The sequence below is a fragment of the Streptomyces sp. NBC_01571 genome, assembly GCF_026339875.1.
Taxonomy (GTDB): Bacteria; Actinomycetota; Actinomycetes; order Streptomycetales; family Streptomycetaceae; genus Streptomyces.
This window is the reverse complement of sequence record NZ_JAPEPZ010000001.1, coordinates 6,623,697-6,650,606: the sequence shown is the minus strand read 5'-3', so window position 1 is coordinate 6,650,606 and position 26,910 is coordinate 6,623,697. Positions and strand designations below refer to the sequence as shown.

Annotated in this window: 20 protein-coding genes; 4 read left to right on the top strand and 16 right to left on the bottom strand. The window is 70.6% G+C overall.

The window, feature by feature from the left end:
- Positions 1-85 precede the first annotated feature (85 nt).
- The 3 genes from OHB41_RS30090 to OHB41_RS30080 all read left to right on the top strand — a co-directional run bounded on the left by OHB41_RS30090 (position 86) and on the right by OHB41_RS30080 (position 6,279).
- Entirely contained in the window at positions 86-2,902 is a 2,817-nt protein-coding gene (locus OHB41_RS30090; RefSeq protein WP_266701237.1) for a lysylphosphatidylglycerol synthase domain-containing protein, read from the top strand.
- 166 nt (positions 2,903-3,068) lie between these two features.
- A complete protein-coding gene (locus tag OHB41_RS30085) occupies positions 3,069-4,613 on the top strand; it encodes an alpha/beta hydrolase (protein WP_266701236.1) in 1,545 nt (514 codons plus the stop codon).
- Between the two features lie 115 nt (positions 4,614-4,728).
- On the top strand, positions 4,729-6,279 hold the full coding sequence (locus tag OHB41_RS30080; protein ID WP_266701235.1) for an alpha/beta hydrolase: 1,551 nt from the start codon (positions 4,729-4,731) through the stop codon (positions 6,277-6,279).
- 151 nt (positions 6,280-6,430) lie between these two features.
- Here the strand turns inward: OHB41_RS30080 and OHB41_RS30075 are convergent, their stop codons facing one another.
- The 6 genes from OHB41_RS30075 to OHB41_RS30050 all read right to left on the bottom strand — a co-directional run bounded on the left by OHB41_RS30075 (position 6,431) and on the right by OHB41_RS30050 (position 12,041).
- Positions 6,431-7,666: a tyrosine-type recombinase/integrase gene (locus OHB41_RS30075; RefSeq protein WP_266701234.1), complete on the bottom strand. Its 1,236-nt coding sequence runs from the start codon at positions 7,664-7,666 to the stop codon at positions 6,431-6,433.
- Between the two features lie 585 nt (positions 7,667-8,251).
- Entirely contained in the window at positions 8,252-8,494 is a 243-nt protein-coding gene (locus OHB41_RS30070) for a helix-turn-helix transcriptional regulator (RefSeq protein ID WP_266701233.1), read from the bottom strand.
- A gap of 250 nt (positions 8,495-8,744) precedes the next feature.
- Positions 8,745-10,391, bottom strand: coding sequence for an AICE element replication initiation protein (locus tag OHB41_RS30065; RefSeq protein WP_266701232.1), 1,647 nt, complete (start codon positions 10,389-10,391; stop codon positions 8,745-8,747).
- A 59-nt stretch (positions 10,392-10,450) separates the two neighbouring features.
- Positions 10,451-10,999 carry an HNH endonuclease gene (locus OHB41_RS30060; RefSeq protein ID WP_266701231.1) on the bottom strand — a complete coding sequence of 183 codons (549 nt, stop codon included), beginning with the start codon at positions 10,997-10,999 and terminating at the stop codon, positions 10,451-10,453.
- Complete coding sequence (locus tag OHB41_RS30055) at positions 10,996-11,136, bottom strand: hypothetical protein (protein ID WP_266701230.1); 141 nt, start codon at positions 11,134-11,136, stop codon at positions 10,996-10,998. The genes OHB41_RS30060 and OHB41_RS30055 overlap by 4 nt, the downstream gene beginning before the upstream one ends.
- On the bottom strand, positions 11,133-12,041 hold the full coding sequence (locus tag OHB41_RS30050) for a sigma factor-like helix-turn-helix DNA-binding protein (RefSeq protein ID WP_266701229.1): 909 nt from the start codon (positions 12,039-12,041) through the stop codon (positions 11,133-11,135). The genes OHB41_RS30055 and OHB41_RS30050 overlap by 4 nt, the downstream gene beginning before the upstream one ends.
- A 412-nt stretch (positions 12,042-12,453) precedes the next feature.
- Here OHB41_RS30050 and OHB41_RS30045 point away from each other — a divergent pair, with 412 nt between their 5' ends.
- Complete coding sequence (locus tag OHB41_RS30045) at positions 12,454-13,533, top strand: NsdA family TPR-like regulatory protein (protein ID WP_266701228.1); 1,080 nt, start codon at positions 12,454-12,456, stop codon at positions 13,531-13,533.
- Here the strand turns inward: OHB41_RS30045 and OHB41_RS30040 are convergent.
- The 10 genes from OHB41_RS30040 to OHB41_RS29995 form a co-directional block, all read right to left on the bottom strand.
- Entirely contained in the window at positions 13,517-14,320 is an 804-nt protein-coding gene (locus tag OHB41_RS30040) for an NUDIX domain-containing protein (RefSeq protein ID WP_266701227.1), read from the bottom strand. The two genes, OHB41_RS30045 and OHB41_RS30040, sit on opposite strands and share 17 nt — an antisense overlap.
- A 1,204-nt stretch (positions 14,321-15,524) precedes the next feature.
- Entirely contained in the window at positions 15,525-15,806 is a 282-nt protein-coding gene (locus tag OHB41_RS30035; protein ID WP_266701226.1) for a DUF6953 family protein, read from the bottom strand.
- Between the two features lie 269 nt (positions 15,807-16,075).
- Positions 16,076-17,254 (bottom strand): adenylyltransferase/sulfurtransferase MoeZ, encoded by a 1,179-nt coding sequence (gene moeZ, locus OHB41_RS30030; RefSeq protein ID WP_266701225.1) that lies wholly within the window; start codon positions 17,252-17,254, stop codon positions 16,076-16,078.
- 63 nt (positions 17,255-17,317) lie between these two features.
- A complete protein-coding gene (locus tag OHB41_RS30025; protein ID WP_266701224.1) occupies positions 17,318-18,067 on the bottom strand; it encodes a spherulation-specific family 4 protein in 750 nt (249 codons plus the stop codon).
- Positions 18,055-19,014: an NAD-dependent epimerase/dehydratase family protein gene (locus OHB41_RS30020; protein WP_266701223.1), complete on the bottom strand. Its 960-nt coding sequence runs from the start codon at positions 19,012-19,014 to the stop codon at positions 18,055-18,057. The genes OHB41_RS30025 and OHB41_RS30020 overlap by 13 nt, the downstream gene beginning before the upstream one ends.
- A gap of 280 nt (positions 19,015-19,294) precedes the next feature.
- On the bottom strand, positions 19,295-20,554 hold the full coding sequence (locus tag OHB41_RS30015) for a hypothetical protein (RefSeq protein WP_526025068.1): 1,260 nt from the start codon (positions 20,552-20,554) through the stop codon (positions 19,295-19,297).
- A 356-nt stretch (positions 20,555-20,910) separates the two neighbouring features.
- Positions 20,911-22,776 carry a DUF3492 domain-containing protein gene (locus tag OHB41_RS30010; RefSeq protein WP_266701222.1) on the bottom strand — a complete coding sequence of 622 codons (1,866 nt, stop codon included), beginning with the start codon at positions 22,774-22,776 and terminating at the stop codon, positions 20,911-20,913.
- A 190-nt stretch (positions 22,777-22,966) separates the two neighbouring features.
- Positions 22,967-24,895, bottom strand: a complete 1,929-nt coding sequence (locus tag OHB41_RS30005; protein WP_526024979.1) for a dipeptide ABC transporter ATP-binding protein — start codon at positions 24,893-24,895, stop codon at positions 22,967-22,969.
- A 5-nt stretch (positions 24,896-24,900) separates the two neighbouring features.
- Positions 24,901-25,917 (bottom strand): ABC transporter permease, encoded by a 1,017-nt coding sequence (locus OHB41_RS30000; protein WP_266701221.1) that lies wholly within the window; start codon positions 25,915-25,917, stop codon positions 24,901-24,903.
- Positions 25,914-26,906 carry an ABC transporter permease gene (locus OHB41_RS29995; RefSeq protein ID WP_266701220.1) on the bottom strand — a complete coding sequence of 331 codons (993 nt, stop codon included), beginning with the start codon at positions 26,904-26,906 and terminating at the stop codon, positions 25,914-25,916. The genes OHB41_RS30000 and OHB41_RS29995 overlap by 4 nt, the downstream gene beginning before the upstream one ends.
- Between the last annotated feature and the right edge of the window lie 4 nt (positions 26,907-26,910).

Below are 26,910 nucleotides of genomic sequence, written 5' to 3'. Positions count from 1 at the left end.
TTTGCACCCTGATGCCCCCGTGTGTCGGTGGGGCATGCCACCATCGTGCGGGCGGTGACTGGTGATACGAGATCAAGAAGAGACCATGAGGCAGCAGGGCGTGCACCCCGAGGGCGCGGAGAGCACCTCCGCCGCTTCGTCGCGCCCGGAGGCCTCCGGAGCCACCGCCGAGAGCTCCGGCAAGACGGCCGGCGAGCCCGACCCGAAGACCGATTCCCCCTCGAAGGCGGACGAAAAGCCCTCCCATGAGGCGCGCGGCGCGCGGAATCGCCGGGCGACGGGCGACGAAGACTGCGGTGACGAGGCCCACAACGACGAGGTCGAGGGCGACGAACCGCTGCTGCCCGCGCGCGTGCACCGTCCGTCGGACCTGATGCGGCTGCTGGTCGGCTTCCTCGCGATCGTCGTGCTGCTCGCCATCGCGGCGTTCGCGCACGGGACGACGTCCGGGCTCGAGCAGGACATCAACAAGGGCACCGGCCAGGCGCCCGATCTGCTGATCAAGATCGCGGGGCTCGCGTCGAGCATCGCGATCCTGCTGGTGCCGGTCGCCTTCGCGATCGAGCGCCTGATCAAGCGGGACGGGCTGCGCATCGCGGACGGCGTGCTCGCCGCGGTCCTCGCACACGGAGTGACCCTCGCCACCGACCTGTGGGTCGCGAAGGCAGCGCCGGGCTCCATCCAGGAGGCCCTCACCCAGCCCTCGCCGGGTGACATCCACGCCCTCACCGACCCGGTGCACGGCTACCTGGCGCCGGTCATCGCGTACATGACGGCCGTCGGCATGTCCCGCAGACCCCGGTGGCGCGCGGTGCTGTGGGTGGTGCTGCTCCTGGACGCCTTCTCCATGCTGGTCACCGGCTACACGACACCGTTCTCGATCATCCTGACGGTGCTGATCGGCTGGACCATCGCCTACGGGACGCTGTACGCGGTCGGGTCGCCGAACGTCCGGCCGACCGGGCGGACGCTGATGGCGGGGCTCCGGCACGTCGGTTTCCACCCCGTCAGCGCGGCCCGCGAGGAGACCCCGGACACGTCCGACAACGGCGACCGCGGCCGGCGTTACTTCGTCACCCTGGAGGACGGACCGCCGCTGGACGTCACGGTGGTCGACCGGGAGCAGCAGGCGCAGGGCTTCTTCTACCGGGTCTGGCGCAACCTGACCCTGCGCGGGCTCGCCACCCGGCGCAGCCTCCAGTCGCTGCGGCAGGCCCTGGAGCAGGAGGCGCTCCTCGCGTACGCGGCCATCGCGGCCGGCGCCAACGCGCCGAAGCTGATCGCGACCTCGGAGCTCGGGCCGGACGCCGTGATGCTCGTCTACGAGCACACCGGCGGACGCACCCTGGACTCGCTGCCCGGGGAGCTCATCACCGACGGCCTGCTGCGCGACACCTGGCATCAGGTGCAGGCGCTGCAGTCACGGCGCATCGCACACCGCAGGCTCGCGGGTGACGCGATTCTGGTGGATCGTTCCGGCACGGTGATCCTCACCGATCTGCGCGGCGGTGAGATCGCTGCCGGTGATCTGCTGCTGCGCATGGACATCGCACAGCTGCTGACCACCCTGGGGCTGCGTGTCGGCGCCGAGCGCACGGTGGCGTCCGCGGTCGGTGTGCTGGGTCCGGACGCCGTCGCCGACTGTCTGCCACTGCTGCAGCCCATCGCGCTGTCCCGCTCCACGCGCGCGACGCTGCGCAAACTGGCCCGGGAGCGTGCCCAGCGCGAGCGCGAGGCGGTCCTGGAGGCCTCACGGCAGGGCAAGCTCGCGCGCGCGGAGCAGGCCCAGCACGCCGAGACCGTGGCGGAGAAGCCCGGCAAGAAGGCCGTACGGGCGGAGCAGCGGGCCGAGAAGCGGGCGCTGGACGAAGCGCTGGACGAGGCGCGCGAGGAGGACCTGCTCACCCAGATCCGCCACCAGGTGCTGCGGATCAGACCGCAGGCACCGGTCGAGCCGGCCCGCCTGGAGCGGATCAAGCCGCGCACGCTGATCAGTTTCATCGCCGGTGCCATCGGCGGCTACTTCCTTCTGACACAGCTCACCCACATCGAGTTCGCGACCCTCTTCGAGAGCGCCGAGTGGGGCTGGGTCGCGGCCGCCGTGCTGTTCTCGGCGCTGAGCTACTTCGCGGCGGCGATGAGCCTGCTCGGCTTCGTGCCCGAACGGGTGGGGTTCCTGCGGACCGTGGCCGCGCAGGTCGCCGGCTCGTTCGTGAAGATCGTGGCGCCCGCGGCGGTCGGCGGTGTGGCGCTCAACACGCGCTTCCTGCAGCGTGCCGGGGTGCGGCCGGGGCTCGCGGTGGCGAGCGTCGGCGCTTCGCAGCTGTTCGGGCTCGGCTGTCACATCCTGATGCTGCTGTCCTTCGGCTATCTGACCGGCACGGAGAAGACGCCGTCCCTGTCACCCTCGCGCACGGTCATCGCCGGGCTGCTGACGGTCGCGGTGCTGGTCCTTGTCGTGACGTCGGTGCCGTTCCTGCGGAAGTTCATCGTCACCCGCGTCAGGTCGCTGTTCGCCGGGGTCGTACCGCGGATGCTGGACGTGCTGCAGCGTCCGCAGAAGCTGATCACCGGCATCGGCGGCATGCTGCTGCTGACCGCCTGCTTCGTGATGTGCCTGGACGCGTCGATCCGTGCCTTCGGTCATGAGGAGACCACCACCCTCAGCCTCGCCAGCGTGGCCGTCGTCTTCCTCGCCGGCAACGCACTCGGCTCCGCGGCGCCGACCCCCGGCGGTGTCGGCGCGGTCGAGGCGACGCTCACGGTCGGTCTGATCGCCGTCGGCCTCCCCAAGGAGGTCGCCGCACCCGCGGTGCTGCTGTACCGGCTGCTGACGCTGTGGCTGCCGGTGCTGCCCGGGTGGCTGTTCTTCAACCACCTCACGCGCAAGGGCACCCTGTAGGGAGCCGGCACGGCACACCGCACCCCGGGGAGCATGGGCACGGCGCCCACCGGCCGCACGGGCACGGCCCGCCCCGACCCGCATCGGCGGGCACGGGCCGCCGTGCCCTCACCCGCACGGCCCGCGTCCCGAGCGCACCGCCCGGCGCGACCGCAGGATGGGAGACATGCCGAACCCGTCCCAGTCGCGCGCCGCTGCCCTCACCGTGACCGCCGTCCTGCTGTCCTGTGTGCTGACGGGCTGCAGCGAAGGACCCAAGGACGGGGATCTGACGGCCCAGCAGCTGAACTGGCAGGACTGCCCGGCCCCTTCCGAGTCCGAGGGCGGCGGCGACGCCCCCTCTCCTCTGCCGGGCGGTGCGCAGTGGCAGTGCGCCACCATGAAGGCTCCCCTCGACTGGTCCGCCCCCAAGGGCGACACGATCGGCATCGCGCTGATCCGGGCGCGGGCGAGCGGCGACCCGGACAAACGCATCGGCTCCCTCGTCTTCAACTTCGGCGGCCCCGGCGGCTCGGGCGTCACCACGCTGCCCGCCTTCGGCGGGGACTACGCGAAGCTGCGCACCCGCTACGACCTGGTGAGCTTCGATCCGCGCGGGGTCGGCCGCAGCGACGGGGTGGAGTGCGAGGACGACAGCCAGCTCGACTCGTACTTCCAGCAGGACGCCATCCCCGACGACGACACCCAGCGGAAGGCGCTCCTGGACAACACCAAGGCGTTCAACGCGGCCTGCGAGAAGAACTCGGGCCGGACCATCCCGCACGTGCGCACCACCGACGCGGCCCGCGACATGGACCTCATGCGGCAGGTCCTCGGGGACGACAAGCTGCACTACTTCGGCATCTCCTACGGCACCGAACTCGGCGGTGTGTACGCCCACTTGTTCCCCAAGAAGGTGGGCCGCGCCGTGTTCGACGGGGTGGTCGACCCGACGCAGGACCCGGAACAGAGCGCGCTCGGACAGGCCAGGGGCTTCCAGCTCGCGCTCGACAACTTCGCCGAGGACTGCACCTCGAAGGCGGATCCCTGCCCGATCGGCGACACCCCGCACGACGTCAAGGACCGCATCGCCAAGCTCCTCACCGACCTGGAGAGCAAGCCGATCCCCGGCATCTTCCCGCGTGAGCTGACCCAGACCGCAGCGACCAACGGCATCGCTCAGGCCCTGTACTCCAAGGACTTCTGGGAGTACCTGACGGAGGGACTGGACCAGGCGTACAACGGTGACGGCAAGGAGCTGATGGTGCTGTCGGACTCGATGAACGGGCGCAGCGAGGACGGCCAGTACAGCAATCTCACCGCGGCGAACGTGTCCATCAACTGCGCGGACGAGAAGCCGCGTTACACCGCCGCCGACGTCGAGGCGAAACTTCCGGAGTTCCGGGCCGCGTCGCCCCTGTTCGGCGCCTATCTGGCCTGGGGCATGCTCAGTTGCACCGACTGGGCCGTCCCGGGGGCCGCCGACCACCCGGACGTCGGCGCCGCCGGCGCGGCGCCGATCCTCGTGGTCGGCAACACCGGTGACCCGGCCACACCGTACGAGGGCGCGAAGAAGATGGCGGAGGCGCTGGGCAAGGGCGTCGGCGTCGAGCTGACCTACAAGGGCCAGGGACACGGCGCGTACGACAGCGGGAACAAGTGCGTGCACAACGCGGTGGACGGCTATCTGCTGGACGGAGCCGTACCCCCTGCCGGAACCGTCTGCACCTAGAAAGCCCAGGTCAAACGGTTATCCACAGGGGCACGGGGCTGCTCGCCGCCGAGGCCTAATATGGCGTGCAGGTGATCCGCGGCATCCGGCGGACCACGGGTGAGGGGGGAGACTCATGACGCGTTTCGCGCGGTGGACTGCCGTGGTGGCGGCCGCTCTGCTGGTGGCCGGCTGCGGCGGCTCGTCCGGGAACGGCAAGGACGAGGGGAAGAACAGCGACCCTCCGTCGGCCACCACGCCTTCGTCCGGCGGCGCTTCGGCCCTGCCGGCCTCGCTCACCGCGCAGAAGCCCGACTGGGGCCGCTGCAAGGGCACTTCGGGCTCCGCCGCCCAGCGCGGCGGATGGCAGTGCGCGACACTCAAGGTGCCGCTCGACTACGCGAAGCCGGGCGGCGAGACGATCGGCCTCGCGCTGATCCGTTCGAAGGCGACCGGTGGCCAGGGCAAGCGCCTCGGCTCGCTCCTGTTCAACTTCGGCGGCCCCGGCGGTTCGGGCGTCTCCACGATGCCCGGCTACGAGAGCCTCGTCGGCCCGCTCCACGAGCGCTACGACCTGGTGAGCTGGGACCCGCGCGGTGTCGCCGCGAGCGAGGGTGTGCGCTGCCGCGGTGACAAGGCGATCCAGGCCGCCGAGTCGGTGGACGCGACTCCGGACGACGCCGCGGAGGAGAGCGCCTACTTCAAGGACGCCACGGACTTCGGCAGGGGCTGCGAGAAGGCCGCCGGAAAGCTGATGTCGCACGTCTCGACGACCGACACCGCCCGCGACATGGACCTGATGCGCCAGGTCCTCGGCGACAGCCGCATGCACTACTTCGGCATCTCCTACGGCACGGAACTCGGTGGTGTGTACGCCCACTTGTTCCCCGAGAACGTGGGACGGCTGGTGCTGGACGCCGTCGTCGACCCGAGCGCCGACACGGTGGGCCACGCCAAGAACCAGACCCTGGGGTTCCAGCGCGCCCTGGACGACTACCTCAAGTCCACCGGCCAGGACCCCGCGCAGGGCTCCCGGAAGATCGTGGACCTTCTGGACCGGATCGACGCGAAGCCGCTGCGGACCACCGGCGGGCGCGAGCTCACCCAGACCCTGGCCCTCACCGGCATCGTGCTGCCGCTGTACAGCAAGGCGGGCTGGCCGCGCCTGACCAGGGCGCTCGAGGCGGCCGAGGACGGCGACGGGACGGAACTGCTGGAGCTCGCCGACGGGTACAACGACCGCGACTCCGCAGGGCACTACGGCACGACGACCCATTCACAACGGGTCATATCGTGCTTGGACGACAAGCAGCGGCCGACTCCCGAGGAGACGAGGAAGCTGCTGCCCGAGTTCGAGAAGATCTCGCCCGTCTTCGGCGATTTCATGGGCTGGGACACGGCGGGCTGGTGTCACGACTGGCCGGTCGCCGGTCAGTACGACACCCCGGAGGTCAGCGCCCCGGGAGCCGCGCCCGTCCTGGTCGTGGGCAACACCGGGGACCCGGCGACGCCGTACGAGGGCGCCCGCAGGATGGCCGACGAACTGGGCAAGGGCGTCGGGGTGGAGCTCACCTGGAAGGGCGAGGGCCATGGCGCGTACGGGAGTGGCAGCGAGTGTGTCGACTCCACGGTGAACGGCTATCTGCTGAACGGGACGGTACCGAAGGACGGCAAGGTCTGTTCATGACGACGGCGGGGGTCCCCCACACCTGTCGTGTGCGAGACCCCCGCCGTCGGAAGTACGGGACGAGCCGGTGCTCGGCGGACCGGCTCGCCCGTTGCTCAGTAGACCGGCAAGTCAGGACACATGCGCTATGACCTGCCGCTTTACCGCCCTGTCAGGCCACTTGGGCCGTCGTGGGGCCGTCATCGCCCTCCGGTGAGTCATCGAACACCCGGTCAACCGCCGACCGCGTCCGGGCCCTACTGCTCGGCATGAGGTGGGTGTACGTGCGGAGCGTGAATCCGGGGTCGTGGTGCCCCAAGTACTCCGACAGCGCCTTAATGCTCTCGCCTGCATCCAACAGCACGGAAGCGTAGAAGTGCCTCAGCGCGTGCATCCCGTTCTCGCGTCCGTAGGGCACGCCTGCGGACGCTAGGGCCGGGCGCCACGCCCACCGGTTGAAGTCGTTGCGGTTCACCGGTTCGACCTCGCGCCGGTGGAAGAGCAGCGTCGCCGTGACGGGCCTGCCGTCAACCGCGCGCCATGGCAGCGTCACGCTCGCCGGCGGGTGCTGTGCGAGGTGCTCCCTCAGGCGGCGAGCGACAGACGCCGGGAGCGGAACGGCGCGGGGCTTGCCGTTCTTGGGGACAGCAAAGACCGGCCGGTTCCGGATCAGCTTCACCTGCCGGATGACGTGCACCACGTCTTCTGTGAAGTCGATGTCCTCGACGGCCAGTCCCAGTACTTCGCCCTGCCGCATCCCGCAGCCGCTCGCTAGATCCACCGTGGCGCGATACTCCTCGACGAGAGCGGCCCGAACGGCGAACACCCGCTCCCGCTCCCACGGGACGACCCGTCGGGGGTCCAACTTGGGGATCTTCACTGAGTTCGAGCGGCACGGGTTACTCGGGATCACCAGGTCATCGACAGCGGCCGTGAGCATGGTGCTCAAGTTCGCGAAAATGACCCGCTGGTAGGCGGGTGCTACCCCGCCGTCCTCCAACTCCCGCAGCCACTCGCGAATGTGGACTGGCCGGAGCGATCCCAACGGGCGGCTACCCAGGTACGGCAGGACGTGCAAGCGAATCCGGCGCTCAGTCCCAACGAATGTGCCAGGGTCCCCGGTCAGGGAGTTGAGCCAGCGGTCGGCGTGCTGGCGGACGGTGAGGCGTCCGGCGGCGGGGTCGATGTACTGGCCGCGCGTCATGTCGGCCTCGATCGCAGACAGCCACTTCTCAGCAACGCGCTTCTGTCCGTCGGGGAAGCTCTTGGACTTCTCCGAGCCGTCGGGGCCGACGTACCGGGCGCGGTACCGCATGCCGGTGCCGTGGCGGTCACTCTTGACGCGGGCGGTCCTGCCGTCAGCGTTGGTTTCGGTCTTGTACCAGCGGTCTTGGATGTGGCCAGCCATAGGGGCTGATCCCTTCTCGGTAGCAGGCCGGGCGGGGCCCTAAGGGCGCCGTCGGCCCGGTTTTGGGGTGTGCTGGGCCGGGCCCGCTACTCGCTACGGGCCTGATCATCGGGGGTTTGGGGTGCTAGCGGGGTTGCTACCGGTAGCGGGTGGGGTTGCTACCGGTAGCACCTGTGCGCGGGCTCTCAGGGAGGCTGGGACGGGGGCTGTCGGATGGCTTCCGGAGGGGGTTCTCGGGGGTGCTGGGGGTGTGCCTCCCTGCCTCCCTGAGAGGTCATCTGCGCTGATCAGATGGAGGGAGGAGGGTCAGGGAGGCGGTGAGGGAGTTCTCCCTGCCTCCCTCAGCCGGCGGGCCGTGCCTCCCTGTCGTTCGCGGTGTCTGTCGGGGCCGGGCGGGGAGGTAGAGACAGGGAGTGCGGACGCCTTCCAGGGGTGCCGTTCGAGGGGTTGAGGTGACGCCTCCCCGCCTCCCCGAAGCGGTGTCTGCGCTGATCAGTGCGGGGGATGCGGGCCGGGGAGGTGGTTGGGGAGTTCTCCCCGCCTCCCCGGCCCGGCGGGTGGTGGCTCCCCGCCGGGCCGGACCGGTCAGGCCGCGTCGTCGAGGGCGGTCAGTTCCGCTTCCCAGGCCCGTACGGCGGCGGGGTTGAAGCGGAGGTAGCGGCCGACGCGGAACCCGGTGGGGCCGATGCGCTTGCGGCGCCACTGGTAGACGGTTTCGACGCTCGGGAGGCTGAACATCGTGACCAGGTCTTCGGGGGTGAGGTAGCGGTCCGGCAGGCCGCCGCGCAGGAGGGCGCGCGGGTCGGTCGGCTCTTCGGTGGTGGCCATGGCTGTGGTGACTCCTCGTGTCCGTCGTGCGGTGCGTGGGAGTGATGCCGGTCGCGGTCCTAGAGAGTTGGTGTATCGCAGCGTCCGCAGCTCCTTAGCGTCCGCACGGTCGAATCTGTGCAGGCCAGAGCGGGTGAGAAGTGCGGACGCTAGTGCGGACGCTGCGGGGACTGGACGGCTGTAGCGTCCGCAGCTTCGACGTGTCCGGGCCGCTGGTGTGCGGCCCGGCCCGGCTGGCATTCCGGCTACGTCAGTACTGGTCAGATGGAGGTTCAAGGCGCCCCGGCGGGGCCACCTCCGGCCACAGAGGGCCCTGTTCGGGTGCGGACGCTGTCTCGTCCTCGGGGGCCGCGCGTGCGAGCGTCAGGAGCTTGTGCCGGGTCCGGTCCCGACTACGCTGCGTATCATCAACGGTGATCCCGATCGAGCGGAGCAGCGGGGCGAGGCGCTTGACGCGTCCGCTCGCGCGGGTGGGGTCCTTGGGCCAGTTCGGCGGCCGGACCAACGGCGCGGGCAGTGCCTCCAAGAGCTGTCCGGCAGTGCCCTGCCAGCTACCGGCCTGGTCGACCAGCCGAGCGATGGCCATGGCGAACGGGTCACCCTCCAACGCGTCCGTGGCGACGTTCTCCGAGGTCGCAAGGTAGTCGCCAAGGGTGTTCCAGCCCTGGGTCTCGTCGACCGCGGCGAGGACACGAGCGAAGTCCGCCATGCGCGGCATGGTCTCCAGCCGCACCGACGGCAGGACCGCGAGGACGCAGGCCAGCACATCGAACAGGGCCCCGAGCACGGCAGGCCGTACGGCCGCGAAGGTGGCGTCCAACTCCTCTTCAGAGCGGCGCCGACCGGAGTCGATGAGCTGCAAGTCCAGCAACAGGACGCGTTCGGCGAGGTCGCCCGCGAGAGCTCCCGCGTCGATCGTGGTCAGCGCGAGCACCCGCTTGAAGGTGAGCACCACCACGTCGTCATCGGTGTACAAAGCCCGGTCGACGACCCCGTCACCCGTCACGGCTTTGCACAGGGTGTCCGAGAGCCACGGCGGGATCGTGCTGACGTTGTCCAGGCACAGAGCCCATGAGGCGAACGCCTGCCGCGACCACGCCTTCTCATCGCGTGGCTGGCTGCGCTTGGAGGCAGGTGAGGGGTCGACGAGGTTGATGAACATCTGCGCGGCCTTGGACTTGCCCGTGCCCTGCTCGCCCTTGCACACCAGCGCCGGGTGCGGGATGTCGGGAATCCAGGCCGCGACCAGCCACGCGACAAGCTGGTGAAAGGTGGGCTGATCCATGTTCAGCAGGGCGTGCAGCTTGGCCAGGCCGTCGCCGTCCAGCACGGGCGGGGGCATCGGGGCCATGGCTCCGGAGCGCCGGAAGAGCACCGGGGCCCGGTCGACGATGTTCCAGCCGGTTGCGGTGACGACGACCGCGCGGCCGTCGGTGCTGCCGAGGTCGACGACGATTCCGCCGGCCGGGTCGCGTCCCACCCGCAGGTGCACCGGAACGGGGTCGGTGTCTTCCGCGATGCCTTCCAGCACCGTCATGGCGTCCGCGAGCGCGGACTGTGAGGCCACCTCGCCGGGGTAGTCGTAGGCGAACTGCTTGGCCAGGCGCTGACGCAGTCCACCCTTGTTCCGCAGCGGCAGCGCGGTGTTGGGGCCGTCGATGGCGACCGCGTAGGGGCGGCCGTCCGGGGAGGTGACGAACCGGTACTGCTCGCGCGCCATAGCCACGATCCGGGCGGCGGCGGGCGGCTTCTTTCCTCCCTCGTCGCCGCGCTCGGTACGGTGGCCGGTCGATCCGATCGGGCCGGACGGCAGGTGTTCACGGGTGTTCACGCGACGGGCCGCGCCGTTCACGGAACCGTTCGGCGCGTTCACGGCCCGGGTCGATTCAGCGTTCACGGCGCCGTTCCCGCTGTTCACGGGCCGGGTCGATCCGTTCAGCGCACCGTTCACGGACGTCACGCGAACACCGCCTCTCCAGTCGGGCCCGCGCACGTCCGAACCGGTCGGGGCGCGCGGAGGTAGTCGGGTCGGATCGAGGGTCGACGGAAGCCCTCACGACAGACCGACCGGGCTCCCTGCGGGGTGCCGTGACGTCGGGTGTGACGCGGCTCGTCACGCAGGTCAGCCGTAGACCGTAGGGCGATCGGGTCGGGCGACCACACCGCCGCGAAGGCCGACTGGTTGGCGTGTGCGAGTCGGGCCAGCACGGGCCAGTCGACCGGTGCGGCGATCGGCGCGGTCGGGTCGGCCCACGCCAGCAAGAGCAGGGCGATCGAGAACGGGAGCCGGTCGGCCTTGGCCTGGTTGCAGTCGATGCAGGCCAACATGAGCGAGGTGACCGACCATGACCGCCACAGCGACTGAGGTGCGATGTGGTCGAGGGTGGCTTCGCTCAGGTCGGCGAACGGGCGGCGGCAGTAGGCGCAGCGCTGCCCGTGGCGGCGTGCAAGCTGTTCCTTCCGCACGCGTCGTTTGGCGGAGTTGATGGGGTGGACGCGGCTCATTCCGATTCCTCCGAGGCCCGGAGCTGAGCGTCCATCAGTTCGGCCACGACGTCGGTGACCTGGCCGTCCAGGATTCGCTGGTAGACGGCCTGGCTCTCCATGAACATCCGGTCGTCGAAGTTGACGTCGTCGCTCATGCCGCCTGCTCCATGTCGTCGGCGGTCAGCGAGCGCAGTGCGGTCGCGCAGGCTCCCAGCACCGGAAGCACCTGATAGCGCGGCACGTTCAACCGCCGCGCCACCTCGGTGATATTGAGTCCCTGGCCCACGTGCAGCAGCAGGGCCCGGCGGGAGCTCTCATCCATCCGCAGCAGGGCGGCACGCTGCGCCGTGCTCATGTGCGCCAGTTCCTCGCGCTCCCACTGGGGGAGCGACTCCAGCGACACGGGGGCCGCCGACAACTCGGGGTTGTCGATCTGGATCAGCAGCAGGGCCGTTTCCACGAGCCGATTGGCGGTCGGGTAGCTGACACCGACGCGTTCGGCCAGCCGCCGCATGGGCATGCCCTCCAAGCGCAGCAACAGGGCTTCGCGCTCACGCTCCGGCAGCTTGGACACCATGGCATCCAGATAGGCGGGCAACGCCGTGCGCGCGCAGCCACCGGGCAGCACCGGGCACACGAGGTTGCAGGTCACCGGGTCCGTGAAGTCGACGGGGTACTCCGATGTCGACCCGAGGCGGAAGTACTGGTGAACCTCGGTCTTGACCCTGCCGAACAGGAAGATCCGGCGTTCGTCCTCGCTCAGTTCGTCGGCCGCCATGAGCGGCTTGGTGGTCTCCCTGGCGATGCCCACCCACACGTTCTGCGTGATGTCCTCGGCCAGTTCCCAGGCTTGAGCGCGGCTCATGCCGTGGTTCATGAGCTTGCGGGCCGCGTACCGGTCCAGACGGCTCCCGCCCCACTCGGCGTACAGCTCAGCCAACCGCTCCGACTGCTTCGGCGTGAGAGCGATGATCTCGCCCGGCGCCAGCTTCCGCCCGCCGGGACCGTTGCCCCGAGACGTCGACTGGCCAACTGCACTTTCCGTCTTGGTTCCAGGCATGATGGATATGCCCCTTCGAGGGTCAGGGAGCGGCTGACTGCTTGGCGGTAGGTGGCCGCTCCTTGCTGTGTCGGGCCATGGCGACGTATGTGCGTCATGGCCCGCTTTTGCGTTCCAATCTGGTGCGCACCAGTAGTTTCCATCTGGTGCGCACCAGATGCAAGAGGGTGCGCGCAGATTCCGTTGGGTTCGCGGTTGCTGCATGCTCCGAGGGAACGCCCGTGAAGGGGGGTGCCGGTAGCCAACAGGCCCTAATGGCTGGGGTGTTAAGAGTGTTGTTAACCCCTTCCGACCTGCGGGATTTAGTGCATCCTGTTGTGAGGCCCGAACAGCTTTGCGACTAGGGGTGATATGCGTGAGTGAACGGCTGAGGGGCGCTCGAAATGCTCGCGGCTGGTCTCAGGAACGTCTCGTGCGGGAGATCGAGCGATACGCCCGTCAGCACGCGCTTGACGTCCCGACGACCGCCAGCCTCCGCGTCTACGTCTCCGAATGGGAGAACGGCAGGCGCAAGATCTCAGCGAGGTTTGCCGCGATCCTCCGGCCTCTCCTCGGCCTGACCGATGGGGAGTTGCTTGGGGAGGCGCAGGTGGCCGGGCCGCCGCTGGCGGGTGGCTACGACGAACTGATCAGCCGAATCGATTCGGCTCGGAGCGTTGGCCTGAGCATGGTGAAGACCTTCACTGATCAGACCGAGCTGTTCCGCACGATGGACAGGCAGATGGGGGCCGCCGCTCTCGTCGACCAGATGACGGGCCATCTGGCCCGCCTCGAAGATGCGCTCACGTTTGCGGTCCTCCCTGACACCCGCCGGCCGGTTGCTCAGGCGCTGGCTGCCGCCGCGACGCTCGCGGCCTGGCAGGCCTTGGATGCGGGAGCTGTCGAACGCGCCTGGCGAAATTATGAGTTGGGCAAGCGTGCAGCGCAGGAAGCCGGAGAGCCCATGTACCTCGCGCACGCCATGGCTGAACAGGCGTATGTGCTCAGCGAGGCGGGACGGTCGGAACTGGCCGTGGCGCTCGTACGAGACGCTCGTAGGGTGGCAGACGGCCACATGTCTCCGCGTCTTCAGGCGTGGCTATACGCAGCCGAAGCCGAGCTGTGCGCCAAGGCTGGACCCGAACTGGCCGACGACTGCCGCAGGGCGCTGGACATGGCCGCGTCGGTGCTGCCGCCCGGCGACGAAGCCAGAGATCCGGACATGTTGAGCATCTTCCTGAATGGCTCACACTTGGCCCGCTGGCGCGGCAACGCCCTTGCGATGCTCGGGGATGGCGACGCGGTGGGCAGCCTCTACCAGGCGCTTGACTCGCTCGATTCCACGTTCGTCCGTGCAGAATCCGGACTCCGCTGTGACCTTGCTCAGGCTCACCTCGCGCGTGGTGAGTACGACCAGGCGCAAGAGCACCTGCGGACCGCGCGCCTGTTGGCGAGCCGCACCGGATCGGCGCGGCATCGCCGCAGGATCGATCAGCTCACGCAGAGGTTGTAGACGCGTTCTTCCTGTTCGCGAGCACATGCAGCAGGGCAATGAGAGTGCCGGACCCCATGAGCTGACCACGCTCCATCAGGTCGGGGATGTCGGTGAGCGGTACCCACTCCACGCGGCCCGCTTCCTCCGCATCCGTTGGCTCGCCTACATGCTCTGCACCGTGCGCTACGAAGATCTCGTGCGGCGAGTCCACCATGCCGACCATGGGTTGATATGTGACGACGTGGTCAAGGTTGGCAGGGCGCCAGCCCGTCTCTTCCTCGACTTCCCGCGCGGCGCATGTACGGGCGTCCTCGCCCGCGTCCACGATGCCGCCGGGGAGCTCCCAGCCCCATTGATCCGGCACAAATCGGTATCGCCACAGCATGAGCACGCGGTCTTGGTCGTCCAGCACGGCCGTGACTGCGACGTGCTGTAGCCGCACCACGTGGTGCTCAAAGCGCTTCACGCCCGGCGGCTCGACGTCGACCAGGGCGAGGCGGACCCAGCGGTTGTCATACAGAGGCCGCTCGCCGTAGATCTGCCACGGCTTTAGCTCTCCCGAGGTGACGCCCACGCGTCGCTGAGTGGGGGAGGGCGCCGGCACTCGGTACGAACTCCGGCCGTGCACCTCCAGCACGCCTTCCGCTACGAGCCGCGCGAGCACCTGCCGCAGGGCGGTGCGGCCGATGTCGAGTTCCTCCGTCAGTGTGCGCTCGGACGGCATCTTGTCGCCTGGCGAGAGCTTCCCCCCTCCGACCCACTCACGGATCGTGCGCTCTACCCGAGCCGTCTTGGTTTCTGCCATCCCCGCAGCACGCTCCCCATTCGTTGGCTGGTGCACACCAGCGTAGTCAGTTGAGGTCTTCCCCCGCGGGGGACACCTTCAAGAGTCCTCAAGGCGAAGAGCGGAGCGGCATATGGCCGCGCGACTCTTGGCAGCTCGCTGCGCTCGCGCGCGACGGCCGCCGTGCGACGGCAGGCGCCGTTGCGCCCTCTGCCGTAGGTAGGTGTTGAAGACGCCACCTCGCCCGCCCCGGGTGGTGTCTTCGGCTCTCCCCGCTCGGGTCAGCGTCCGCAATCCGCCAACCTTGAAGAGCCGCCTTGACCAGCGGAAAGAGGCTTTTAGTAGCGGAGCGTGTCCGGACGCTGCGGACGCTGGCGGACGCTAGACATTTTGTTTAGCGTCCGCAGGAACCGCGCAGGTCAGAGGGGGTGAGATGTGCCCGGCGGACGCTGCGGACGCTATCTCCCCTCAACTCTCTAGTAAGAGAGGGGCGGCTCTTCAGGAGGGGGGCGGTGGCCGACGTGGCTCTCCCTCTGAAGAGCCTCGGTTAGCCACGCGGGCGGCAGAGCAATCGACACTCGCCCTTGGCTGCCGTCTGCCCCTTGGAAGGCCCCTGGGAGGCATTCCAAGAGGAGCACCCTGCGCCGGGACGTGCTCCTCTTGCTTATGTCCCCGCCAGCCCAGTGCAGGGTTGGACGCTGCCCGATTCGTGGTGGTTGATGCTGCCGGTTGAGTCGGCAGAGTCAGTTGACCCCGCGCAACCGCCCCTGGCCTGCGGGTTTCCTGGTTTCCACGGTTTCCGGGTAGGGGGCCCTACGCGCACGCGCGCGTGGAGGCGTCTGGAAGCTGGCGCCTTGCCGCGCCTGTGTGGGGTCGTGGGCAGCCGTTCGAGCCTTGGGTGAGGCGAAGCCCCCGCACGGGGGGATCGGGGCCCCTGGGGGCGCCTACGGCCTCGGTCGCGATGGTGGTGGCCGCGCGAGCGCAGCGAGCTGCCAAGAGGCCCGCGGCCGTAGGCCGCCCCTTCTTGCCCTCCATCACACGCGAGCGTTGCGTCGCCCCCGCTCCTTGTCACTTGTCTTGTCGCTTGTCGCGACAGGGCGCGGACGGAGCCCGGAAGACCACGAACCATGCTCTGACCTGCGAGCCGACAAGCGACAAGACAAGCGACAAGACAAGCGACAAGCGCGCTCGGGCACTCACCGGACTCTCATGTCCGCCCGGCGCTTCAATCAGCCTGTCGCTTACCTTCCGGGTCGCGGTCGTTGCGCAGGCGCCAGTACCTTGCCCCCCGCTCCCAGATGACCGTCCCCTCACTCATCTTGCGGAAAGCTGACAGGACTTCCTTGCTGATCGCTAGGTTTCCGTTGTCGTTCACGTATGTAAGGCCCGGGTCAAAGTGCTTCGCTACGTGATCCGCTGCGTCCATCTGGAACAGCTCGTGACTACGGCTATCCGTGATCTGCGCCAGCATCCACTGTGCGGCTGCCTGCGCGTCAGTCTCACTCATATGAACGACGATATACCTCCGTTGAGTCACTGACAGGCACTCTCTGTGATTGCAACTTGGTTGCTTCAGAGAGCGATTGGAAGACGCACGACTACGGTTCGCCAGCGGTTCCGGCCGCTGGCGCTAGAGGCAATTCGGCGTCCCGATGCCGGGCCGTCTGTGGGCCGTCCGAGGGTGGCCAACGACGACAAACGACGACCGGCAACGACCGCTGAAACACAGCAAAAGGCGGGCCACGGAGCAACTCCGCAGCCCGCCAAGGGGGTGTTTCAGTAGACCGGCTTGTCCGGTTCGATCTGGTTGACCCAGCCGATCACGCCGCCGCCGACGTGCACCGCGTCCGAGAAGCCCGCGGACTTCAGGACGGCGAGGACCTCCGCGCTGCGGACACCCGTCTTGCAGTGCAGGACGATCTTCTTGTCCTGCGGAAGGGTCTCCAGGGCGGTGCCCATGAGGAACTCGTTCTTCGGGATCAGCTTGGCGCCGGGGATCGAGACGATCTCGTACTCGTTGATCTCGCGGACGTCGATGATCTCGATGTTCTCGCCGTCGTCGATCCACTCCTTGAGCTGCTTGGGAGTGATCGTGGAGCCGGCCGCGGCCTCCTGGGCCTCCTCGGACACGACGCCGCAGAAGGCCTCGTAGTCGATGAGTTCGGTGACGGTGGGGTTCTCACCGCAGACCGCGCAGTTCGGGTCCTTGCGGACCTTGACCTGGCGGTACTGCATCTCCAGGGCGTCGTAGATCATCAGGCGGCCGACCAGGGGCTCCCCGATGCCCGCGAGCAGCTTGATCGCCTCGTTGACCTGGATGGAGCCGATGGACGCGCACAGCACGCCCAGGACACCGCCCTCGGCGCAGGAGGGAACCATGCCGGGGGGCGGGGGCTCCGGGTAGAGGCAGCGGTAGCAGGGACCGTGCTCGGACCAGAAGACGGACGCCTGGCCGTCGAAGCGGTAGATCGAGCCCCACACGTACGGCTTGTTGAGGAGCACGCACGCGTCGTTGACCAGGTAGCGGGTCGCGAAGTTGTCCGTGCCGTCGACGATCAGGTCGTACTGGCTGAAGATGTCCATCACGTTCTCGGCCTCGAGCCGCTCTTCGTGGAGGACTACCTTCACGTACGGGTTGATGCCCAGCACGGAGTCGCGCGCCGACTCGGCCTTGGATCGGCCGATGTCCGCCTGGCTGTGGATGATCTGGCGCTGCAGGTTCGACTCGTCGACCTCGTCGAACTCCACGATGCCGAGCGTGCCCACGCCCGCCGCGGCCAGGTACATCAGCGCCGGGGACCCGAGGCCGCCGGCGCCCACACACAGCACCTTGGCGTTCTTCAGCCGCTTCTGCCCGTCCATGCCCACGTCGGGGATGATCAGGTGGCGGGAGTACCTGCGGACCTCGTCTACGGTGAGCTCGGCAGCCGGCTCGACCAGGGGTGGCAGCGACACGGGGACTCCGTTGGTCGGTCAATCACTACAGTTGTTCTCCCCGTAACACTGCCACGCCCTTCTTCATTCCGAGACACCCGTTCCGATCCGCGAGACGATCTCGTCCCAGTAGCCGGGCATCGTCTCCCAGGGGTCGGCGCGACCGCCCCGTTCCGTGCGGTCGGTGAGGTAGATGGTCGAGGCGCCCTGCCAGCGGGCGATACGCAGCGCCTCGTCCAGATGACCGCGCGGCACACCGTGCACGAAGTGGCAGAAGCGTTCGGGCGCGTAGTCGGCGGTCCACTCGGCGACCTGCGACCAGCGGTAGTCGCTCCAGGGGCCGGAGAACGTCACCAGTTGGTCGGCGTTCTCGGCATAGCCGGGGTAGGGGTGGGTGCCGTGACCGAGCACGATGTGGGGGTCGTCGAGAAGCGCACGGAGTGCGCTGACCGTCCGGCGGACCTCGGGAAGCGCGGCGCGCTCGGTGGGGCAGCGGTGCAGGAGGAACCCGCCGACCCGGTACCAGTCGAGATACCGGTGCGCCTCGGAGATCACCTCACCGACGGCTCGTGCGCCGTACGTGACGTCCAGGCGTCCGAGCACGCGCACACCGGCGTGGCGGAGTCGGCCGACGGCCTCCAGGCAGTGCGGGTCGGGGCGGACGCCCGGGCCTTCGGCCACGTTCAGGACGACCCAGTGCAGGGGGGTGCCGGGGCGGGTGAGTGAGCCCCATTCCGCCGGTGCGACGAGGGGGTGCGCATAGCCGGGGATGCCGAAGCCGGTCCTCAGGTCGGTGCTCGCGGTGCCCGGCGTGGCGCTGGTCAGATGCGGCATGCCGCCTCCATCCAGATGTCGGCGAGGGACTCCTCGAGGTTGATCCGGGGCCGCCAGCCGAGGCGGTCGCGCGCGGTGCGCACATCGGCCTGCTGCCAGCTGCCGCAGCCGTCCGGGTAGGGGTAGGCGACCGGGCCCCCGTGGTCCGGTTCGGGGCGCGGGTGCCCGATGGGTGCCCTCATGGGTCCGGGCGGGCCGTCGAGTTCGTGCAGCGTGCCGCCGTAGCCGGCCACGCGGGCGAGGACGGCGGCGGCGTCGCGCAGGCGGACGGCGCGGCCCGAGCCGATGTTGATGACGCCCTGTGCGGCGGAGAGGGAGGCGGCGTGGACGGCACGGGCGACGTCGCGGACGTCGATGAAGTCGCGCTGGACGCCGAGTCCGCCGAGTTTGAGTTCGCCGTCGCCGGACTGCATGGCGCGCCGCATGGCCTCCGCGAGGCGGCCGAGCGGGGACCCGGCGGGCGTACCGGGCCCGGCGGGCGAGAAGACGCGCAGGACGACGGCGTCGAGTCCGGAGCCGAGGACCAGTTCGGTGGCCGCGAGCTTGCTGACGCCGTACGGGCCGCCGGGGCGCGGAACGGCGTCCTCGGCGGTGGACGAGCCGGGCTGGCTGGGCCCGTACTCGGCGCCGCAGCCGATCTGCACGAGCCGCGCCCCGCACCCGCTGCGCCGCAGGGCCTCGCAGACGGTGGCGACGGCGACGGTGTTGTGCCGGGTCAGTTCGCGGGCGCCGCCACGGGTGGCACCGGCGCAGTTGATGACGACCCCGGGGTGCACCGCGTCCAGAAAACGGGTGAGGGCGCCGGGGCTGCCCGAGGCGAGGTCGAACCGTACGTCGGCGTCGTCGCCCCGGCCGAGCGCGGTGAGTTGCACGGCCGGGTCGGCGAGCAGTCTGTCGGCGACGAAACGGCCGAGGTATCCGTTGGCTCCGATCAGCAGGACCCTCATCGGGCGGCTCCCGGGGCGGATTCTCCGGTTCGGGAGGTGATCATCTGGCGTTCTCCTTCAGGGTGGTGCCGTGGGTCGGAAGGGAGGCCCGCGGTGTCGGCCCCGCGGGAGAGGTGGGCCCTGCAGAGGGGCTGGACCCTCGGGCGTCGCTTGCGGCGGCTCACGAGGGTGGCGGGGACCGCGGGCCGGGTCGCGGTGCGCGGTTCGTGACGCGGGGCGGGCGGCGCGGCGTGCTGTGCGCCGCCGTGGGCGCGGCCCGGGTCGGGGGCGGGGGCGCTGCTCATGGCGTCTCGTCGGGTGCGGCGTGGGCCGAGGCCCGGGTCAGGGTGCGGGTCGCGTGGATCAGGAGGACGAGTGCGCCCGCGCCGCACACCAGGGCCGGGACGGCGCCGGGTCCCCAGGCGTAGGCGACGGTCTCGGCGGGCGTGCCCAGGAACGAACAGCCGGGCAGGCGGCCGGCGAAGACCGTGGCCGTCGCGGTCGCCTCGGCCGCGCCGGCGGCGCCGAGCACGACGGCGGGGGCGTGGGTGAAGCCGCGCGTCGCGAGCAGGCGTGCGAGGAGCAGCAGCGCGCCGAGGGCGATCGCTCCGGCGTAGGCGGGGGGCTCGTCCAGGGCCGCCCCGCACAGCGCGAGCAGAGCACCGAGGGCGCCCAGGAACAGGGCGAACACACTAAGGAGCACGGGTCTCACCGAGACCGCGAACTCCTCCAGGCCCCGGCTGGCGGCCAGTCCGCGGCGGGCGCGCGCCATGAAGAGGTGGGCGCACCAGGCCGCGGGGGCGCAGGACAGTGTGAGGGCGAGTACGGGCGCCGTGGCGGCCGGCCAGGGGTCGTCGGGTCCGCCGGAGAGGGCGCCGCTCAGCAGTCCGTCGCCGAACAGGGCGTACGCGATCAGCCAACAGGTCCACGCCCGGGTCCCGTTCGTCGAGCGGTGGGCGGTGCTGAGGGGGCCGTGGCGCAGGGCGGCGCGCAGGCCGAGGGCCACGGCGAGGATGCCGGCCGCGGCGACGGCGAGATGGGCCCGTCCTTCGGTGAACCGCAGTCCGGTCAGGGTCGCCGTGCAGAGGACGCCGGGCAGTACGGCGAGCACGGCCCAGCCGGCGCGTGCGCGGGAGCGTTCCGCGGGGGCGGGTTGCGGGGCCGGTTCCACGTCGCGCGCCCGGCGTGCGTACATCTCCTCGGCGAGGGAGAACACGTCACGGTGGCGGAAGCGGGTGGCCGTCCGGTCGGTCAGTCCGTGTGCCTCCAGGCCCGCCGCGATCTCCAGCGGGTCGACGGCTCGTTCGCAGAGCTCGCGGTGCCGGTGCATCAGGGCCTTCACCGGGTCCACGGCGTTCCGGCGGCCGAGGGGTCTGCGGGACTGTCCGGGGAGCCCGCCCGCGTCGTTCGAGGCGTCGGGCACCGCGCTCGTGCGCACGCCCCGAGCCCCCGCCACTGCCCCTGCCTCAGCCCCGACCCCGGTGTCGCGAGCCACAGGACCCGATGCGGGACCGCATGCGCGACCGGCTGTGGGTACGGATGTAAGCGCGGATGTGGGCACGGGTGAGAGCGCGGCTGTGAGCGCGGAGCCGTCCGCGGGTGCCGGTGGGACTGCCGGTACGGCCACCGATTCGGCTACCGGTACGGATGCCGGTCCAGCTGCCGGTACGGATGCGCGCAACGGCACATCCCCGGGTGCGGTCGCGGCTGGGGTCCCCGTCGGACTCCCGCCGTTCGGAACGGCCTTCCACGGCCGCGAGTCCACCTCCTCGTCCGCCACGGGCTCCTCGTCCCCCACGGACTCCTCGCCCTCCACGAGCCACTCCACCGACTGCTTGTCCCAGGCCCCGGAACTCTCCGGTGTCGGGGGCCGGTCCAGTTCGCCGAGTAGTCCTTCGGTGCGGCCCGGATCGCTCATCACGCGCCCTCCCCGGCGGTCAGCGGAACCGTCGCGCGTACCGGGGCCCCCGCCGCCCAGCGCGGCCGTCCTGCGGCGACGACGCGGGCCTCGGTCCAGCGGCCGGGAACGTGGGCCTCGGCGGGTACGCCGAAGGGCAGTGGTTCGCCCGTGGCGTCCACGACGACCCGCCGGATCGGGGAGTGCGAGACGATCTCCAGGTAAATGCCGTGAAATGCCTCGACGTTCTGCTCGATGGTGAACAGTTCGAGGGCACGCGCGCGTGCCGCGGCGCCGAGGCGGGCGCGCCGCTCGGGGTCGCGCAGCAGCGCCACGCACGCCTCGGCGAGCGCCCGCGGATTGCGTGGCGGCACCACCAGTCCCGTACCGCCGATGACCTCGACGACGGCGCCGACGTCGGTGGACACCGTGGCGCGGCCGCAGAACATGGCCTCGACGAGGCTGATCGGGAAGCCCTCGACGACGCTGGACAGGACGACCAGGGCACCGGACGCGTACGCCTCCGCGAGCCCCGGGGCTTCCGGACCGCCGATCTCCTCGAAGGACACCGGGTTGTCGCCGACCGCGTGCGCGCCCTCGGCCTCGTCGGGGAAGAGGTGGGCGGCCAGCGCCTTGCAGTGAGCGAGGTAGAGCGCGCCGTCCGGCCCGTCGGCGGGCGCCCCGAAGATCCGCAGCCGGGTCTTCGGTTCCTCCTTGCGGATCTCGGCGAAGGAGTGCAGCAGGGACACCAGGTCCTTCGACGGTTCGACGCGGCCGACCCAGACCAGCGTGTCCGGGTCCGCGCAGCCGGCGCCCTCGGCGTTCTCCCCCACCTCCGCGAAACGGGACGCCTCCATGCCGGGGTAGACGGTGCGCAGTTTGGCGCGGTCGGCGCCACAGCGCTCCTGCCAGCGGCGGGCGTGGGTGTTGCCGGGCGTGATGAGCGCGGCCCGGCGGTAGACCTCGGTGGCCAGCCTGCCGTGGAAGGAGGCGAGCAACGCCCGTACGGCGGGCGCCTCCTCGGTGGCGGCGGAGGCCAGATAGTGCGCGCGCAACGGCACCCCGTACTCCGTGACGAGCAGCGGGACCGAGGCGAAGTGCCGGGCGAGCAGGCCGGGCAGGGCCGCCGAGCCCCCGGCGGCCGCGTGGCAGAGGTCGACCGCGCCGAGCCCGTCGTCCGTGTACCAGTCCAGTGAGAGGGGGCGCAGCGACCGCTCGACGTGGGCGGCGACGGAGAGCAGGTCGGGCACGCGAGCGGTGCGCGCGGCGCGCAGTGCGCCCGGCGCGCGGCAGGCGCGTTCCCATGCGCGCACGGCGCCCTCGGAGCGCAGCGCTCCGGCCAGGCCACCCTCGTCCCGAGCGAGTTCCGCGAGGCCGTACAGCGCAGTGGCGAAACGGTCCGCCTCAAGGCCGAAGGAATCCCCCGAGCCGGCGAGAACCCCCGGAGCGCCCACGAAGCCCGGTCCACCCGTGACGCCCGGTCCTCCCGAGGCACCGGGGCCACCGGCCTCCCCCGCGCCACCGGCCACCCCCGCTCCACCGGAAGCGCCGGAATTCTCGGGGCTGTCCAGGCTTCCCGGGCCCGCGCACACGGCCGCCGCCAGCTCCCCGAAGCACTCGGCGTACCGCCGTCGCGCCCGGCGTCCGTGGACTCTGCGCCCGTGCACCGCCCCGTCGTCCTCGGCCGTCCACAGCGGAGCCGTTCGTACGCGGCCGACCTGCGGCGGCAGTTGGACCCAGCCCTCGTCCTCCTGCCGTCGGCTGCGACTGAGCGCGTAGATGTCGAACTCGTGCTGCCCGAGCCCGCGCACGAGCCGGTCGCACCAGAGCTTGGCGTCACCGCTCACATACGGATAGCCACCCTCCGTAAGCAGTCCGATGCGCACGAGTGCACCCCCGATCTCCCATATGGGGAGCCGCCGTTGACCCGGCGGCTCGCAGCGGGAAGAACGTATGCGGACATGGCGGTGGCGCGACGGACGGTTGTCCATCGCGCCACCAAAAGGGGTGAACGGGCGTAACTTTCCCGCGCAGGTCGCGTTCTGTCGCGCTAGGGCATCACGCGGTGACGCCTCGTCACACTGTGGCCAGCCGTCCGCGGGCCCTGCGCCGCTCGGCCGCGACCTCCGGATCGAGTGCGGGTACGGCGGCCAGCAGCTGCTTCGTGTACGGGTCCTGCGGGGATTCGTACACCTCGTCGGCGGGGCCGTGTTCGACGATCCGGCCGTGCCGCATCACCGCGACCCGGTCGCTGACCTGGCGCACGACCGCCAGGTCGTGCGCCACGAAGACGAGCGCGAGACCGAGTTCGCGCTGCAGTTCGGCGAGCAGGGCGACCACCTGGGCCTGTGTCGTGACGTCGAGCGCGGAGACCGGTTCGTCACAGACGATGACGTGCGGGTCGGCGGCGAGCGCCCGCGCGATGCCGACGCGCTGGCGCTGTCCGCCGCTGAACTCGTGCGGGTAGCGGTCGTAGTGCGCCGCTTCGAGCCCTACGCGCTCCAGCAGCTCCCGTACGCGCCCCTTGATGCGGGTCTCGTCCCGTTCGCCGCGGGCCCGGAGCGGGTCTGCGATCGACTCGCCCACACTGCGCCGGGGGTTGAGGGAGGAGACGGGGTCCTGGAAGACCATCTGGACGGTGGGACGGACGCCGGACTGTGCCCGGCCCTCGTACCGGACCGACCCGGCGGTCGGCTCCAGCAGCCCGACCAGCATCCGCCCCAGCGTGGTCTTGCCGCTGCCGCTCTCGCCGACGACGCCGAGCGTCTCCCCGCGCCGGACCGCGAGCGACACGCCGTCCACCGCGGTGAACCGGCGCTTGCCGCGTCCGAATTCGCGCCGCAGACCGACCGCTTCGAGAACGATCTCACCGACCGCCCCGTCACCGGACGCACCACCGGACGGATCGCCGACCGACACGCCGTCGTCCGACGCAACGCCGACCGACACGACACCGTCCGACACACCGCCGTCCAACACACCGTCGTCCGACGCGCCGCCGAACAACACACCGCCGTCCGACGCGCCGCCGAACAACACACCGCCGTCCGACGCGCCGCCGACCGACACGCCACCGTCCGACACACCAGCGTCCGACCCGACACCGACCGACGCCTCGCGCCCATCCGCCCCGCCGCCCCCGCCCGCCCCGGCAGGAGCCGACCCGGTCCCGGGCCGGACCCGTGGCGCGTCCACGCGTGGGACCGCGCCCAGCAGTTCGCGTGTGTACGCCTCCCGCGGCGCCCCGAGGACCGCCGCGACCGGCCCGTGTTCGACCGCCTTCCCGTGCCGCATGACCAGCACGTCGTCGACACTCTCGGCGGCCACGCCCACATCGTGCGTGACCAGCAGCAGCCCCATCCCGGTCTCCTCCCGCAGGGTGTGCAGCAGGTCGAGGATCTGGGCCTGGACGGTCACGTCGAGGGCCGTGGTCGGCTCGTCGGCGATCAGCAGGTCGGGCGCGCAGGCCAGCGCCATCGCGATCAGCGCGCGCTGCCGCATGCCGCCGCTGAACTCGTGCGGGCGCGAGCGGGCGCGGCGGGCGGCGTCCGCGATGCCGACGCGGTCGAGCACCTCGACGGCACGCGCGCGTGCGGCGCGCCGGGACGCCTTCACATGGACCCGGTACACCTCGGCGATCTGGTCGCCGACCGCGTAGTACGGGTCGAGTGACGACAGCGGATCCTGGAAGACCATCGCGGCCTTCCCGCCCCGCAGCCGCCGCAGTTCGTCGTCGGAGGCGGCCTGTACGTCGACTCCCGCCACCCGCACCGCGCCGCCGACGCGCGCGCCGGTGCCCCGGTGCAGCGCCAGCAGCGCGGAGGCCACGGTGGACTTCCCGGAGCCGGACTCGCCGACCAGTCCGAGCGCGGCGCCCTTCCTGAGGGTGAAGGAGAGCCCGTCGACGGCACGCAGGTACCCGAACCCGACGACGAGGTCGCGGACGTCCACGAGAGTGCCGTCGGTGTCTTCAGGGCCGCCGGCCAAGGATTCGTCTGTTCTCACGAGACTCACGACAGCACCACCCGTCGGTCGGCCACCGCGTACAGGACGTCCGCGACGGCGTTGGCCAAGACCACGAAGAAGCCGGTGACCAGGACCATCCCGACGACCACCGGCAGGTCGACGACCTGCACCGCGTGCACGAGTTCACGTCCGAGGCCGGGCAGTCCGAACATCGTCTCGGTGAGCACGGCGCCGCCGATCGCCGAGCCGACGTCATTGGCATTCAGCGCGATGACCGGCGCGATCGCACCGCGCAGGGCGTGCCTGCCGATGATCGAGCGCTCCCCCACGCCGTAGGCGCGGAAGGTGCGGACATGGTCCTCGGCGAGGGTCTCCAGCATCGAGGCCCGGGTCAGCCGGGCGTACTTGGCGGCCTCGATCAGCGCGAACGCCAGCCAGGGGAGCAGCAGGTTCCACGCCCACTGCTCGGGGTCCTCGGTGAAGGGCACGTACTGCGGGAAGGGCAGCCACTGCAGTTGTCCGCAGACGACGATCATCAGCACCAGGCCGATGACGAAGACGGGTGTGGCGGTGCCGGCGAGCGTGATGCCGGTCAGCACGCGCTCGGTGATCCGGCCGCGCCGCCACGCGGAGAGCACGCCGGTGCCGACGCCGAGGACCAGCCACAGCACCATCGCACCGAGCACGAGCGAGAGGGTGACGGGCAGCTTCGTCCAGATCAGGTGGGTGACCTGCTGGTCGCTCTGGTACGAGAGGCCGAGGCAGGGCGCGCCGCAGTGCTGTACGGAGGTGCCCGTCGAGTAGTCGTGTCCGACGACGATGCCCTGCAGGAAGTGCCAGTAGCGCAGGTACAGGGGATCGCCGAGCTTCAACTGCTCGGAGACCTGGTGCACCTGGGCGGGCGAGCAGCGCGGGCCGCAGGTGATCTGGGCGACGTCGCCGGGTGCGACGTAGAAGACGAGGTAGATGATCACGGAGATCGCGAGCAGGGTGACGACGGCGCCGACCAGACGCCGTACGGCGAATCCGGTGAATCCGCCGGCCCCGGGCAGGCCGCTCATGCCCTGGCCTCCCGCTTGCGTCCCGTGCCGATGCGCAGCCGCGAGGCCGCGCGCGGGTCGAGGGCCGTGCGCACCCCGTCGCCGAGGACGGTCAGCGAGAGCACGGTGAGGAACAGCGAGCCCGCCGGGAACAGCAGGTACTGCGGTGCCGCCTGGTACCAGACGTCGGCCGCGGTCAGCATCTGGCCCCACGAGGGGGTCGGCGGCTTCACGCCGACGCCGAGGAAGCTGAGCGCCGCCTCGACGGTGATGTTCAGGGGGACTAGGAGGGCGGCGTACGTGATGACGGGCGCGGCCAGCGCGGGCAGGAGTTCGCGGCGGGCGACGCGCCAGGGGCCCCAGCCGCTGAGCCGGGCCGCCGCCACGTGGTCGAGCTCCTTGAGGGTCAGCGTGTGGGCGCGCACGATCTTCGCGGTCGACCCCCAGGCCACCAGGCCGATGATGAGGGCGACCAGGACGGGGCGCGGGAAGCTGCTGGGCACGATCGCGAGCAGTGCGAGGGACATGATCATGAGGGGCATCGCGATGATGATGTCGGTGACGCGGCTCAGCAGTTGGTCGACCCATCGGTTGCCGAGGCCGGCCGCGACACCGACGACGACGCCGATGAGGACCTGCACGAGGGTGGCCGCGAACGCGACACCGAGGGAGACCCGGGCGCCGTAGACGAGGCGGGCGAAGAGATCGCGGCCCGTCTGCGGTTCGACGCCGAGCCAGTGGTCGCCGCTGACACCGCCGAGCGACCCGAGGGGTACGCCGCCGCGCGCGGAGTCGACGAGCGAGGGGTGGTAGGTGGTCGGGTCCTGGCCCTCGACCGCGGTGAGCAGCGGTGCGGCGAGTGCGACCAGGACGAGCAGCGCGACGACGGCCGCCGCGACGAGGGCGGCGCGCTGCGTGCGCAGCCGCCGCCAGAACTGACGGGCCCCGGAGGCCCCCGGGACGGACATGTCCGTCCCGGGGGCCTGGGAGGCGACGATTGCCTCGCTCACGGCG